12 protein-coding genes, 2 rRNA genes and 1 riboswitch are annotated in these 13,998 nt (G+C 68.3%); of the genes, 1 reads left to right on the top strand and 13 read right to left on the bottom strand.

From position 1 onward, the window contains the following. Positions 1–37: 37 nt before the first annotated feature. Positions 38–2,923, bottom strand: coding sequence for an aminomethyl-transferring glycine dehydrogenase (gene gcvP, locus BT364_RS31420; protein WP_072488624.1), 2,886 nt, complete (start codon positions 2,921–2,923; stop codon positions 38–40). Positions 2,924–3,117: 194 nt separating this feature from the next. Then, positions 3,118–3,214, bottom strand: a riboswitch (glycine riboswitch). A gap of 113 nt (positions 3,215–3,327) precedes the next feature. Here gcvP and BT364_RS31415 point away from each other — a divergent pair. Continuing rightward, positions 3,328–3,696 carry a PRC-barrel domain-containing protein gene (locus BT364_RS31415; protein WP_072488623.1) on the top strand — a complete coding sequence of 123 codons (369 nt, stop codon included), beginning with the start codon at positions 3,328–3,330 and terminating at the stop codon, positions 3,694–3,696. Here BT364_RS31415 and BT364_RS31410 read toward each other — a convergent pair. The 12 genes from BT364_RS31410 to BT364_RS31355 form a co-directional block, all read right to left on the bottom strand. Further along, positions 3,621–5,081, bottom strand: a complete 1,461-nt coding sequence (locus BT364_RS31410; RefSeq protein WP_072488622.1) for a DNA polymerase IV — start codon at positions 5,079–5,081, stop codon at positions 3,621–3,623. The genes BT364_RS31415 and BT364_RS31410 overlap by 76 nt on opposite strands. A gap of 66 nt (positions 5,082–5,147) precedes the next feature. Beyond that, the gene (locus BT364_RS31405; RefSeq protein WP_371268671.1) at positions 5,148–5,693 is read right to left on the bottom strand and encodes a MerR family transcriptional regulator; all 546 of its coding nucleotides are present in this window, start codon (positions 5,691–5,693) and stop codon (positions 5,148–5,150) included. A gap of 240 nt (positions 5,694–5,933) precedes the next feature. Continuing rightward, positions 5,934–6,407, bottom strand: a complete 474-nt coding sequence (locus BT364_RS31400) for a bifunctional nuclease family protein (RefSeq protein WP_006123076.1) — start codon at positions 6,405–6,407, stop codon at positions 5,934–5,936. Positions 6,408–6,460: 53 nt separating this feature from the next. Further along, entirely contained in the window at positions 6,461–7,204 is a 744-nt protein-coding gene (ftsR, locus tag BT364_RS31395; RefSeq protein ID WP_072488620.1) for a transcriptional regulator FtsR, read from the bottom strand. Between the two features lie 17 nt (positions 7,205–7,221). Further along, complete coding sequence (locus BT364_RS31390) at positions 7,222–8,010, bottom strand: FHA domain-containing protein (protein WP_072488619.1); 789 nt, start codon at positions 8,008–8,010, stop codon at positions 7,222–7,224. Between the two features lie 190 nt (positions 8,011–8,200). Further along, entirely contained in the window at positions 8,201–8,989 is a 789-nt protein-coding gene (locus tag BT364_RS31385; protein WP_072488618.1) for a DUF881 domain-containing protein, read from the bottom strand. A 5-nt stretch (positions 8,990–8,994) separates the two neighbouring features. Continuing rightward, entirely contained in the window at positions 8,995–9,327 is a 333-nt protein-coding gene (locus BT364_RS31380; RefSeq protein ID WP_003970459.1) for a small basic family protein, read from the bottom strand. Beyond that, the gene (locus BT364_RS31375; protein WP_079179711.1) at positions 9,324–10,247 is read right to left on the bottom strand and encodes a DUF881 domain-containing protein; all 924 of its coding nucleotides are present in this window, start codon (positions 10,245–10,247) and stop codon (positions 9,324–9,326) included. The genes BT364_RS31380 and BT364_RS31375 overlap by 4 nt, the downstream gene beginning before the upstream one ends. A gap of 98 nt (positions 10,248–10,345) precedes the next feature. Continuing rightward, positions 10,346–12,841 (bottom strand): mannose-1-phosphate guanyltransferase, encoded by a 2,496-nt coding sequence (locus BT364_RS31370; RefSeq protein ID WP_072488616.1) that lies wholly within the window; start codon positions 12,839–12,841, stop codon positions 10,346–10,348. A 113-nt stretch (positions 12,842–12,954) separates the two neighbouring features. Continuing rightward, a complete protein-coding gene (locus tag BT364_RS31365; protein WP_072488615.1) occupies positions 12,955–13,563 on the bottom strand; it encodes a cardiolipin synthase ClsA in 609 nt (202 codons plus the stop codon). A gap of 148 nt (positions 13,564–13,711) precedes the next feature. Continuing rightward, positions 13,712–13,828: ribosomal RNA gene (rrf, locus tag BT364_RS31360) — 5S ribosomal RNA — on the bottom strand. Positions 13,829–13,904: 76 nt separating this feature from the next. Further along, positions 13,905–13,998, bottom strand: a 23S ribosomal RNA gene (locus tag BT364_RS31355); the annotation flags it as partial.

The raw sequence follows: 13,998 nt of genomic DNA, 5'->3' as shown, positions 1-13,998 counted from the left end.
CCGACGCATGTCCGCGTCACGCGGTCACGCTCATCGCTCAGTTGTCGTACTCGTCCAGCGGCGGGCAGGAGCAGACGAGGTTGCGGTCGCCGAAGGCGCCGTCGATCCGGCGCACCGGCGGCCAGTACTTGTCGGCGGCCGAGACCCCGGCCGGGAAGACCGCCACCTCACGGCTGTACCCGTGCTTCCACTCCCCGCCCAGCATCGCCGCGGTGTGCGGAGCGTTGTGCAGCGGGTTGTCGTCCGCGCTCCACTCGCCGGAGTCCACCTTCTCGACCTCGCCGCGAATGGCGATCATCGTGTCGCAGAACCGGTCGAGCTCCGCGAGGTTCTCGCTCTCGGTCGGCTCGATCATCAGCGTCCCGGCGACCGGGAACGACATGGTCGGCGAGTGGAAGCCGTAGTCGATCAGTCGCTTGGCGATGTCGTCGACGCTGACGCCGGTGGCCTTGGAGATCGGCCGCAGGTCCACGATGCACTCGTGCGCGACCAGACCGGCCGGGCCGTTGTACAGGATCGGGTAGTGCGGTTCCAGACGCTTGGCGATGTAGTTCGCGGCGAGGACGGCGACCTGCGTCGCGCGCTTCAGGCCCTCCCCGCCCATCAGGCGTACGTACGCCCAGGAGATGGGCAGAATGCCGGCCGAGCCCCACGGGGCGGCCGAGATCGGTCCGACGCCGGTCTCGGGGCCCGCCGAGGGCTGGAGCGGGTGGTTCGGCAGGTACGGCGCCAGGTGCGCACGCACGCCGACCGGGCCGACGCCGGGGCCGCCGCCGCCGTGCGGGATGCAGAAGGTCTTGTGCAGGTTCAGGTGCGAGACGTCGCCGCCGAACCGGCCCGGCCTGGCGAGGCCCACCAGCGCGTTGAGGTTGGCACCGTCGACGTACACCTGACCGCCGGCGTCGTGCACCTCGGCACAGATGTCGGCGACGTGCTCCTCGAACACACCGTGCGTCGAAGGGTACGTGATCATGAGCACGGCGAGCTCGTCGCGGTGCTTCTCGATCTTGGCGCGGAGGTCCTCTATGTCGACCTCGCCGTCGTCGGCGGTCTTGACCACGACGACCTTCATGCCGGCCATCACGGCGCTGGCCGCGTTGGTGCCGTGCGCGGAGGACGGGATGAGGCAGACGGTGCGCTGCTCGTCACCGTTGGCCCGGTGGTACGCCCGTACGGCCAGCAGGCCCGCGAACTCGCCCTGCGAGCCCGCGTTCGGCTGGATGGAGACCGCGTCGTACCCGGTGACCTCGGCGAGGCGCTCCTCCAGCTCGCGGATGAGGGTGAGGAAGCCCTCCGCCTGCTCGGCCGGGGCGAAGGGGTGCAGCGCGCCGAACTCGGGCCAGGTGATCGACTCCATCTCGGTGGTCGCGTTCAGCTTCATGGTGCACGAGCCGAGCGGGATCATGCCGCGGTCCAGCGCGTAGTCGCGGTCGGCGAGCTTGCGCAGATAGCGCAGCATCGCGGTCTCGGAGCGGTGCTGGTGGAAGACCGGGTGGGTGAGGATCTCGTCGGAGCGCAGCAGGCCCTCGGGCAGCGCGTCGGCGACGGTGGCATCCAGCTCCTCGATGTCCCCGTCGGCGCCGAAGGCGGCCCAGACGGCGGCGATCTGCGTACGCGTGGTGGTCTCGTCGCAGGCCAGGGAGACCAGGTCTGCGTCGACGAGCCGCAGGTTGACCCCGCGCTCGCGGGCGTCCGCGACGACATCGGCGGCCTTCCCCGGGACGCGCACGGTGAGGGTGTCGAAGTGGGCGCCGGTCACGACGTCGGTGCCGGAGGCACGCAGGCCCTCGGCCAGGATCGTCGCGTAGCGGTGAGTGCGCCGGGCGATCGTCCGCAGCCCGTCCGGGCCGTGGTAGACCGCGTACATTCCGGCCATGACGGCGAGCAGCACCTGGGCGGTACAGATGTTGCTGGTGGCCTTCTCGCGGCGGATGTGCTGCTCGCGGGTCTGCAGGGCCAGCCGGTAGGCCTTGTTGCCGTCCGCGTCGACGGAGACACCGACGAGGCGGCCCGGAAGGCTGCGGGCGAACTTCTCGCGTACGGCCATGAACCCGGCGTGCGGTCCGCCGAAGCCCATCGGCACACCGAAGCGCTGCGTGGTGCCGACCGCGATGTCCGCGCCCAGGTCACCGGGCGAGGCGAGCAGGGCCAGGGCCAGCAGGTCGGCGGCGACCGTGACGATCGCGCCCAGCTCGTGGGCCTGCTCGATGACGGGCGCGATGTTCCGCACTTCCCCGGACGCGCCCGGGTACTGCACCAGGACGCCGAAGACACCGCGCTCGGCGATCTCCGCCGGGATGCCGTCGGAGAGGTCGGCGACGACGACCTCGACACCGGTCGGCTCGGCGCGGGTCTCGATGACCGCGACCGTCTGCGGCAGGGCGTCGGCGTCGACCAGGAAGACGCCGCCCTTCACCTTGCCGACGCGCCGGGAGAGCGCCATGGCCTCGGCGGCCGCGGTGCCCTCGTCCAGCAGGGAGGCGCCCGAGGTGGGCAACCCGGTCAGCTCGGCGACCATCGTCTGGAAGTTGAGCAGAGCCTCCAGGCGGCCCTGCGAGATCTCCGGCTGATACGGCGTGTAGGCCGTGTACCAGGCAGGGTTCTCCATGACGTTGCGCAGGATCACCGGCGGGGTGAAGGTGCCGTAGTAGCCGAGCCCGATCATCGGGGCCAGCACCTGGTTGCGGTCCGCGAGCGCGCGCAGCTCGGCCAGTACCTCGGCCTCGGTACGGGCGGACGGCAGTCCGAGTGCCTCCGTGCTCTTGATGACATCGGGCACCGCGGCTGCGGTCAGCTCGTCCAGCGAGCCGTAACCGACCTGGGCGAGCATCTTCGACTGCGCCTCGGCATCGGGGCCGATATGGCGCTGCTCGAACGGAATGCCCTGCTCCAGCTGGGAGAGCGGAGTGCGACGGGGGGTCATGGTGGAGGCCTCCTGGTCTGTCACGACCTGCGAGGGGCACCACGGCGCGGGTGCCCGAACGGCCTCCCCCTCTGTCATCTCGACCTGAGAGCTTCACCGGCGCGCCCTGCGGCGTACCGGCTTTCACCGTCGGTGAGGAAGGGACTCGCACCGGCACTCGGCCGCACGTGACCCGCCCTGCTTTCCAGAGTGACCTCGTCCGTGCGGTACGGGGGCCTGAGAGATTCCGGGGAGGATTTGCTCCTTCGGCGCCTTCGGATCAGCTCCGGAGGACTCTCCCGCACGGGGTCAGCGGCCATCACCAGCCTACCAGCGGGGTTCATGGCTGATTTCTCGAGTGGCCAACCACTCGGATCTGCCCTTTTGTAGTGCTTGTGGAGTAGCCGCGACCAGTGGGAGGGACCGTGCAGACCGACATCGATCCGCGCAGCCTGATCGGCCGCAAGGCGTTCGACCGCAAGGGCACCAAGATCGGGACCGTGGACGAGGTGTATCTCGACGACGCGACCGGAGTGCCCGAGTGGGCTGCCGTACGTACCGGACTCTTCAGCCGGGACGCGTTCGTCCCGCTGGAACCCAGCGAATTCGTGGAGGATTCGCTCCGCATCCCCTTCGACCGCGCGCTGATCAAGGACGCGCCCGACTTCGGCGTAGGCCGCCATCTCTCACCGGAACAGGAGCTCCAGCTCTACCGGCACTACGGTCTGGACTCCCGGTCCGAGCCGGCCGGCTCGGACCGGGAGTTCGGCAGACTGGCCGGCCAGGACGAGTAGTCCGCCGGGTCCCGCACAAGGGGCAGCGGATCGGCGGTCCGGAGCTCCGGGTCGTCGATCCGGAACGTACGCACCCGTCCGGGCGCCGACTCGGGCTCCTCGAACCGCACCGTCACCCGGCCGACGCCGCTGCCCTGCACCCAACCGTGGCCGTATGTGTCATGGCGTACGTCGTGCCCGGCGGGCCAGCGCCGGGCGGCGCGCTGCACGGCGGTCTCCCGGTCCTCCGCCCCGAGATCGCCCGGCGGCCCGGACGTGTCGTCCCCGGCCGGTGCCCCATCCTCGGCCGCTTCCTCGGTCGCGGCCTGTTCACCGGCGGCCTGGGCGAAGAGGTCCTCCTGCGTGTAGTCGGCGAGCCCCGTCACGCCCACTCCCAGGAGCCGGACGCCTCCGGTGGTGTCCACGGCCTCCAGGAGGCGTGCGGCGGCCTCACGGACCACCGTGGGGTCGTCCGTGGGCCCACGGAGCGTCTCGGACCTCGTGAGCGTCGAGAAGTCGTACCGGCGCACCTTCAGCACCACCGTCCGCCCGGACCGCCCCGCGCCCCGCAGCCGCTGTACGCACCGGTCGGCCAGCCGCTCGACCTCCGTCCGGATCCGCACCCGGTCGTGCAGGTCGGCGTCGAAGGTGTCCTCGACCGACACCGACTTCGCGTCCCGCTCCGCGACCACCGGCCGGTCGTCGTGGCCGAACGCCATCCGGTGGAGCGAGCCGCCGTGCGCCTTCCCCAGCAGGCGTACGAGCTCGTCCTCGCCGGCCTCGACCAGGTCGTCGACCGTGGTCATCCCGGCACGGCGCAGATGGTCCGCCGTCGCCGGCCCGACACCGGGCAGGATCCGCACCGACATGGGAGCGAGCAGGGCCCGTTCCGTACCCGGCTCTATCAGCAGCAGACCGTTCGGCTTCGCCTCCTCCGAAGCGATCTTGGCCAGCATCTTGGAACCGGCGAGCCCGACCGAGCCGGTGAGCCCGGTGACCGCCCTGATGGCCGTACGCAACTGCTCACCGATCTCCAGAGCCGAAGCCGCGTCGTCGGCCGTCCCACCGGCCTCCAGGTCGACGAACGCCTCGTCCAGGCTGAGCGGCTCCACCAGCGGGGAGAGCCGCGCGAGGAGCTCCATCACCTGGTCGCTCACCGATCGGTACAGCTGGAAGCGGGGCACCAGATACGCCGCGTTGGGCGCGAGCCGCCGGGCCTGCGCCATGGGCATCGCCGAATGCACCCCGAAGCGTCGCGCCTCGTACGACGCGGTGGCGACGACTCCGCGCGGCCCCAGCCCGCCCACCACGACCGGCTTGCCGCGCAGGCTCGGCTTCGCCGCCTGCTCGGCAGAGGCGTAGAAGGCATCCATGTCCAGATGCAGGATGGTGGGCGCGGCTCTCACATCAACCGATGCTGCCCTACGGCACTGACAATCGCCGCGACCCGGGGCCTGTCCGGCGGATCGGGGTCAGCCGGCGCGGTTGCGCCGCCGTGCCAGCTCATCGGTCGGGTTGTTCCCGATGAGGGTCTCCCCGGTGTCCACCCGCTCGCCGTGCAGCTGCGAGAGAGCAACGTCGACGTCCTGCCACACCACGCCCACCGCGATACCGAAGACTCCCTGACCGCCCTGGAGCAGGCTGACGACCTCGTCGGGCGAGGAGCACTCGTAGACCGTCGCCCCATCGCTCATCAGCGTCATCCGCTCCAGGTCCTGGAATCCCCGGGCCCGCAGATGCTGAACCGTGGTGCGGATGTTCTGGAGTGCCACACCCGTGTCCAGGAAGCGCTTCACGATCTTCAGCAGGACGACGTCCCGGAAGCTGTAGAGCCGCTGCGTGCCGGAGCCGTACGCGGGACGCACGCTCGGTTCCACCAGCCCCGTGCGCGCCCAGTAGTCGAGCTGCCGGTAGGTGATCCCGGCAGCCGCGCAGGCGGTCGGCCCGCGGTAGCCGATGTCGTTGGCCGATGCCACTCCGCCCCCCACCACCGCCGCCGGTTGAACCGGTTGCACGATGGTGTGGTCGGCTGTACTCCCCTGCTGCGGATACGGCCCACCCGCTGCCGTACCGTCGCCGCTGCTTCTCACGCCGACCTCCGTCCTTGACCTGCCATCTCGAAGGTAGGCAGTCACTCGGGGTGCGTCAACGATCGCCACACTCGGCACGCCGAGTGATAATCACCCTGAGGGTGGTTTCCCGTGCCTCACGAGCGGGAAAGGCTTGCCGGATGCGCTGACGGCGACCCCGAAGAACGGTCACTGACTGTTGGTACCGAAATCCTCCGGAGAGATCTGATCGAGGAACTCGCGGAACTTCTCCACCTCATCCTCCTGCTCGTCCGGGATGGCGATGCCTGCATCGTCGAGCACCCCGTCACTGCCGTAGATCGGCGTTCCGGTGCGCAGCGCGAGCGCTATGGCGTCGGACGGCCGCGCGCTCACCTCGACTCCGCTGGCGAAGACCAGCTCCGCGTAGAAGACCCCTTCCCGGAGGTCCGTGATGCGGACCTCGGTGAGCTCCTGGCCGACGGCCTCGAGCACGTCTTTGAAGAGGTCATGGGTCAGCGGCCTGGCCGGAGCCATGCCCTGCTGGGCGAAGGCGATCGCGGTCGCCTCACCAGGACCGATCCAAATGGGGAGGTACCGGTCGCCTCCCACTTCACGCAGGAGCACGATCGGTTGGTTGGAGGGCATTTCCACCCGGACACCCACAACGTCGAGCTCGTTCACACAGCAACCCTAGGACGTGCCCGGCAGGTTTGGGTAGTCGGGCACCGGGCTGATCAGTGGAGCCGGATGTGCAGAGCGCTCTGCACAAGGGCCGAATGAAGCCTCACGGACAGCTCCGCGAGCTCTTTCGCAGTGGCCTCCGCATGGGCTCTGGTCTGCGGATTCCGGTGTCGGCGCAGGGGCGCGACCACCTGCTCGATGAGCCCGACCTCGCGATCCGCGGCCGCCCGCATGGCACGCAGGTGACGCGGCTCCAGACCGAACCTGCCCAGATCCGCCACAAGCCTGGCAACGGTCACCGTCTCGGCGTCGTAGCCGCCCTCGGCGGTCGGAGTGACCAGGCCGTACGACTCCCACTCGTCGAGGTCGCTCTCGGTGACCTCGGCGGCCGCCAGCAGCTCGGCGCGGCCGATCCGGGCCGCGGTGGCCCGTCCGGACTCCGCGTCCCAGCCGCCGTCGGTCAGGTCCCGCGGGCCGCCCCCGGACGGCAGGGCGGCCTGTTCACCACGGGCGAGGGCATCCAGATGCTCACGGATGACCTTCAGCGGGAGGTAGTGGTCCCGCTGCATGCGCAGCACCTGAGCCAGCCGCTCCACGTCGGCGCCACGGAACTTGCGGTAACCGGAAGGGGTCCGCTGCGGCTCGACGAGCCCTTCGGCCTCCAGGAATCGAATCTTGGAGATCGTGACCTCGGGGAACTCGTCCCGCAGCCGCAGAAGCACCGTGCCGATGCTCATCGGGCGGTCGTCGGCGGTGGCGGTGCCGACCACGGCACCGCCCGTCGGTGTTCTCAGCATGGACCTTCCCTGACGGGTCAGATACCGCGCTGGCTCGCGTAGAAGACCAGCCGGTACTTGCCGATCTGCACTTCGTCGCCGTTGGACAGGGCGACGGAGTCGATGCGCTCCCGGTTGACGTAGGTGCCGTTCAGGCTTCCCACGTCCCCGACCGTGAAGCTGCCGTCGGGTCCCCTGCGGAACTCCACATGCCGCCGCGACACCGTCACGTCATCGAGGAAGATGTCGCTCTGCGGGTGACGGCCGGCCGTGGTCAGCTCACCGTCCAGCAGGAAGCGACTGCCGGAGTTCGGACCGCGGCGCACCACCAGGAGCGCGGAGCCGAGCGGAAGGGCATCGACGGCGGCCTGAGCCTCGGGCGAGAGCGACGGAACGGCCGTCTGCCCGGTCGCCTCCGCCTCGTATGCCTCAAGACCGGAGATGGAGATGGTGGAGGTCGTCTCCGAGGCACGCTCGGGTACCCCGCCCCTCAGCGGCGCACCGCAGTTGGAGCAGAAACGACTGGCCTCGGCGTTGCGATGACCGCACCTCGTACAGACCGGCATGGACGAACCCTCCTGCCTGGGGGCGAACTCTCCACCCGTATTCGAGGTCGACGATTCTCCGAAACCTATGCGGCCGGGACCGGCAGGGTCAACAGACGACGCGCCGGAAGCTCCCGAATTGTCACTGCCCGTACCCGACACCTGATCCCGGAAGAGCGGGCGCTCCGTGCCCTGCTCGTCTCCCTGGCCATGGCGCGGTGCGCGATGGCGGGCAGCCTCGTCGCGAGCGCTCTTGCCGAACAACTTCCCAAACAACTTCACGGGCGATTCCCCTTGACCGAAATAGACCCGCCCGTGGGGCAGGACGAACCCTGAATGAACACACCTGCCGACCCGGACATCTTCACAACGTCCGTATCCACTCGACAGTTTCCACCACGCGCCACCAATACGATGCGGCGACCCCCCGCAACCTCGTACCCGTGTCCTTCGTCCCGTTCGTGCCGCGGCTTCACGGGGACGACGACCGAGCGTAGTCAGGCTGCTTCGCCGGTCGCAAGGCGTCCACGACGATGTCGTCGACCTGCTCGACCTGCACGGTGGCCTGCTCCTTCTCCAGTGTCTGGACCACACCGCCCGGGATGTTCAGCGCCGGCTCCAGATCCTGGGGCTTGCCGATCACCTTGAAGACGTACGGCGCGGTGATCTTACGGTCGTCGACCCTGACATTGCCGCCGTCACCGGAGAAGTACGTATTGGCCACCACACGCACTCCATTGACCTCGATCGCCTCGGCACCCGCCGCCCGCAGCTCCTGGAGTGCGTCGAGCAGCATGTCCGCCTTCACCCCGTCCCCGGGGTCGTTGACGGTGAGCGTGATCCCGGGGCCGTGTGCCGCCACGGTGCCCGCGAGCACACCGAGTTGCCGCTCCTTCTCCACCGTCTGCTTACGTGCCTCCTCGGCCTGGTCGGAGCTGTTCTCCAGCTCGGTGCGCTGGGCGGCCAGCCGCTGCTTCTCGTCCTCCAGGCGCTGTGTCCGGTCGTCCAGCTCGTCGAGGATCCGGACCAGGTCCTCCTGCCGGGCACCCCGCAGCGCGCTGTTGTCACTGTTGGACCGCACCTGAATGGCCAGTCCGAGACCGAGCACGAACAGCAGGAGCGCGACGACGAGTTGGGCCCGCGTCACCCGCGGCGGCCACAGCCCGGCGATCAGCCGCTGACGACCGGTGAGTTCCTTGGTGGAGCCGGGCGTCTGCTCGTCGGCGCGCTCCGGCTCGCCGGGAAGTTCTTGGTTGCTCATCGGCGTCAGGCCCGGAAGACGTGCCGGCGGATGGCCGCGGCGTTGGAGAAGATCCGGATCCCGAGCACGACCACCACACCGGTGGACAGCTGCGCTCCGACACCCAGCTTGTCGCCCAGGAACACGATCAGTGCGGCCACCACGACGTTCGAGAGGAACGACACGACGAACACCTTGTCGACAAAGATCCCGTCGAGCATGGCCCGCAGACCACCGAAGACTGCGTCGAGGGCGGCCACGACGGCGATCGGGAGATACGGCTCGACCACGGCCGGCACCTCGGGCCGGACCAACAGTCCGACCACGACTCCCACGACGAGGCCCAGTACGGCGATCACGATGTGCCCTTCCCTGAGTCTGCCGCACCACTGCCGGTGTCTGCGGCCTGATAAGGCTCTGCTGTACGTACGATCAGGCTCGGCGCGACCGGGAGGCTCACCTTCTGCTGCACGGACATGCTCGTCCGGATGTCGAAGGTGTCCTTGAGCGCCTGCAGATACTGACCGTCGGCACTGTCCTGGAACGCGGTGCCGAGTTGCTTCCCGTTCCCCACCGCCAGCACCGTGTACGGCGGCACGAGCGGCCTGTTGTCGACCAGTATGGCGTCGCCCGCCGCTCGGATCGCCGACAGGGCCGTCAGCCGCTGCCCGTTGATCGCGATCGCCTCCGCGCCGGACTGCCACAGCCCGTTGACGACCCGCTGGAGGTCCCGGTCACGGACCCGACCGGTGTCGGCGAATCCGCTGGTCTCCCTGGGGCCGCCACCCCCCTGGTCGGTGTTCTTGGCGTCGTCGACCACGAGCTTCACGCCAGGTCCCTCCACCGGGGTCGCCCCGGCAAGCAGCGCCACTCGCTCCCCCTGGTCCCCGCCGTGCTTCTCCAACGCCTTGCGCTGACGCCGGCCCACATCGTCCCGGAGCTTGTCGACCTGGGACTCAAGGGTGTCGGCTGCCGACGTCTCGTCGTCGATGCGATCGATCAGCTCCTGGCGCTCCTTGGCGAGGACCGGCGCGGAGACGCGTGCCTGCGCGGCCCCGAGCGTGACCACGAGGGCGGCGAGCACCAGACATGCGGCGAGGCCGAGCCTCGACTTGAGCGTACGGGGCAGACCCGCACTCCCGTCGGCCTTGCGACGCGCCGACGCCTCGGCGTATCCGTCGTCCAGGCTGTGGTCCATCACATTGGTCAGCAGCGACATGGACGCGTCGGGACGCGCTGGCGGCGAGGCGGTACTCCGATCGGGGGGCTGCTGCGACATGCCGCACATCGTCGCACGTCGCCGCCGCTACCGCCGAATGGCCCCACCGGTGTGCCCGCGGGCACCTACGGACGCCTTCGGGCACACCGGAAGAACCGTCACTGACCTGCGCTGTCCACAACCGCCGCCCATTCGTCCAGCAGCGCCTGCGCGGAGGCGTCGTCCGGTCCCTCGGCCCACAGATGGGTGACCGCCTCGGCCCGGTCCGGCAGCACCATCACCCACCGCCCGTCGGCTTCGACCACCCGTACACCGTCCGTCGTGTCGACGTTGCGGTCACCGGCGGCCTCCACGACCCGGCGCATGACCAGTCCCTTGACGGCCCAGGGGGTGGCGAGGTCACGGCGCAGGACATGGGCATGGGGGATGCGGGCGTCGATCTGGCTGAGGGTGAGCTGGGTCCTGGCCACCAGCCCGAGGAGCCGCACGAATGCGGCCGATCCGTCGAAGACACTGCTGAATTCGGGAACGATGAAGCCCCCGCGCCCGTCTCCACCGAAGATGGTGCCTTCCTCACGTCCCACGCGCGTCAGATCGTCGGGCGATGTCGTCGTCCATTCGACCTGCGTGCCGTGGTAAGCCGCGACCTGCTCGGCGACCCGTGTCGTGGTGACCGGCAACGCCACCCGCCCGCTGCGCCGCTCGGCCGCCACGAGATCGAGCATCACGAGGAGCGCCCGGTCGTCTTCGACGATCCGGCCCCGCTCGTCGACCAGGGAGAGCCGCTCACCGACCGGGTCGAACCGGACGCCGAACGCGGCCCGTGCCGACGAGACGATCTCGCCCAGCCGCACCAGTCCGGAGCGCCGGGTCTCGGCGGTTTCGGTGGGGCGTGATTCGTCGAGGCCGGGATTGATGGTCAGTGAATCGACACCGAGTCGCCCCAGCAGGCTGGGCAGTACGAGCCCGGCACTCCCGTTGGAGGCGTCGACGACCACCTTGAGACCCGCGTCGGCGATCCCCGCCGTGTCCACGTTCCGCAGCAGCGATCCGGTGTACGAGTCGAAGACGCTGGACGGGAAGTGCAGATCCCCGATCTCGCCCGGGAAGGCACGGCGGTATTCCTGACGTGCGTAGACCCGGTCCAGCTTCCGCTGCCGCGCCTGCGACAGGTCCGCTCCCCGCTCGTCGAAGAACATGATGTCGACCGAGTCGGGCACGCCGGGGGACGTACGGATCATGATCCCGCCGTCGCTGCCCCGTGCGGTCTGCTGACGTGCGACGGGCAGCGGGACGTTCTCCAGGTCCCGGACGTCGATGGCGCTGGCCTGGAGGGCCGAGATCACCGCTCGCTTCAGGGCACGGGCACCACGGGAGTGGTCACGTGCGGTGGTGACCGTCGAGCCCTTCTTCAGAGTCGTGGCATAGGCGCCGGCCAGCCGGACCGCCAGTTCCGGGGTGATCTCGACGTTCAGGATCCCGGACACGCCCCGTGCGCCGAAGAGATGGGCCTGCCCGCGCGATTCCCAGATCACCGAGGTGTTGACGAAGGCGCCGGCCTCGATGGTCTTGAACGGGTAGACGCGGACATTGCCCTGAATGATCGACTCCTCACCGATCAGGCACTCGTCCCCGATGACCGCGCCGTCCTCGATACGGGCCGCCCGCATGACATCGGTGTTCTTTCCGATTACGCAGCCGCGCAGATTGCTGTGCTGACCGATATAGACGTTGTCGTGCACCACGGCCTTGTGCAGGAACGCACCACTCTTGACGACGACGTTCGACCCGATGACCGTGTGCTCGCGAATCTCTGCACCGGCTTCGACCTTTGCGTAATCCCCGATGTAGAGCGGCCCGCGCAGCACCGCGTCGGGATGCACTTCCGCGCCTTCGGCGACCCATACGCCGGGTGAGATCTCGAAGCCGTCGATGTCGACGTCGACCTTGCGTTCAAGGACGTCGGCCTGCGCCTTCACATAGCTTTCGTGGGTGCCGACGTCCTCCCAGTAGCCCTCGGCGATGTAGCCGTAGATGGGTTTGCCTTCCTTCATGAGCTGAGGGAAGACATCACCGGACCAGTCCACCGAGACATCGGCTTCGACATAGTCGAATACCTCGGGCTCCATGACGTAGATGCCGGTGTTCACGGTGTCCGAGAAGACCTGACCCCAGGTGGGCTTCTCCAGGAAACGCTCGACCTGGCCGCCCTCGTCCACAATTGTGATGCCGAATTCCAGCGGGTTCGGCACGCGGGTCAGGCACACCGTGACCAGACCGCCTTTTTCCTTGTGGAAGGCGATGAGATCGGTGAGATCGAAGTCGGTGAGTGCATCACCGGAAATGACGAGGAAGGTGTCGTCCTTCAGCGCTTCCTCGGCATTCTTCACGCTCCCCGCGGTGCCGAGCGGCTTCTCCTCGTTGGCGTAGCTGAGCTCCATCCCGAGCTCTTCGCCGTCCCCGAAGTAATTCTTGACCAGCGAGGCAAGAAACTGGACCGTTACGACGGTCTCATTCAGCCCGTGTCGCTTGAGCAGCCGAAGCACATGCTCCATGATCGGCCGATTGGCGACGGGCAGAAGCGGCTTGGGCATGCTTGAGGTCATGGGACGAAGGCGAGTGCCTTCGCCGCCAGCCATCACGACGGCCTTCATGTCGGAAACGTCCTCCTTGAAGAGACGACGGTCTAGCCGACTTCGCCCGTCGGGGCACCATCCGGGTCATCCGCGGCGGGCCGGCCACACTGCGCGGCACCGCGTCAACGAGCTCAATCGGCTGCTACATCCGCCTTGACGAGCCGGCGGACCTGAACCACGTAGAGGATCCCTGCCCACCAATAGAGCGTTGTACCCCAACCTGCGAACGCCCATCCGAAAATAGCGGCCAGCGATGCAAGCCAACCACTTCCGTCGCTGAGCAGCAACAAGGGGAACGCGTACATCAGGTTGAACGTGGCCGCCTTCCCCAGGAAGTTCACCTGGGGCGGCGGATAGCCGTGACGCCGCAGGATTCCAACCATCACGAGGAGCATCAGCTCACGGGCGAGAAGTGCCACGGTGAGCCACAGCGGCAGGATCTCCCGCCAGGTCAGGCCAACCAGGGTCGAAAGGATGTAGAGGCGGTCCGCAGCAGGATCCAGGAGCCGGCCGAGGCTGCTGATCTGGTTCCACCGACGGGCGAGCTTTCCATCGAGGTAGTCGCTGATGCCGCTGAGCATCAGCACCAACAGGGCCCAGCTGTCGCTCTGGGGGCCGCCGAACACGGGGCGAAGAATCAGCCACAGGAAGAGCGGAACCCCTACAAGGCGAGCCATGCTGAGGATGTTGGGGATGGTGAGTACCCGGTCCGTCTGAACCCGAGTCTCCTGGACCTCCACCCGGGGGCCTCCTGTGAAGAACGTGCCAATGATGCCCCCTGACCCTACCCTCAGCCACTGCTGCCGGTTGCACAGGGGTGACGGGAAGCATCCCGTGAACGCAGAAAAGCCCCGTGCCACAAGGGCACGGGGCTTTCCCGTAAAAGGAGTTCGGCGGCGTCCTACTCTCCCACAGGGTCCCCCCTGCAGTACCATCGGCGCTGAAAGGCTTAGCTTCCGGGTTCGGAATGTAACCGGGCGTTTCCCTAACGCAATGACCACCGAAACACTATGAAATAAACAACACCGGAACAACACGGCCGTTCGTTATTTCAGAACTAACACAGTGGACGCGAGCAACTGAGGACAAGCCCTCGGCCTATTAGTACCAGTCAGCTCCACCCGTTACCGGGCTTCCACATCTGGCCTATCAACCCAGTCGTCTACTGGGAGCCT

This window comes from Streptomyces atratus, from assembly GCF_900119365.1.
GTDB classification, from domain to species: Bacteria; Actinomycetota; Actinomycetes; order Streptomycetales; family Streptomycetaceae; genus Streptomyces; species Streptomyces atratus_B.
The sequence above is the reverse complement of the archived record's forward strand: the minus strand, read 5'-3'. Positions and strand labels throughout refer to the sequence as shown.

What these genes read in the sequence shown, in the direction of transcription:
- gcvP (WP_072488624.1), bottom strand. Translation starts at nt 2,923, where the DNA reads ATGACCCCCCGTCGCACTCCGCTCTCCCAGCTGGAGCAGGGCATTCCG.
- ftsR (WP_072488620.1), bottom strand. Translation starts at nt 7,204, where the DNA reads ATGCTGAGAACACCGACGGGCGGTGCCGTGGTCGGCACCGCCACCGCC.
- BT364_RS31385 (WP_072488618.1), bottom strand. Translation starts at nt 8,989, where the DNA reads ATGAGCAACCAAGAACTTCCCGGCGAGCCGGAGCGCGCCGACGAGCAG.
- BT364_RS31375 (WP_079179711.1), bottom strand. Translation starts at nt 10,247, where the DNA reads ATGTCGCAGCAGCCCCCCGATCGGAGTACCGCCTCGCCGCCAGCGCGT.
- BT364_RS31370 (WP_072488616.1), bottom strand. Translation starts at nt 12,841, where the DNA reads ATGAAGGCCGTCGTGATGGCTGGCGGCGAAGGCACTCGCCTTCGTCCC.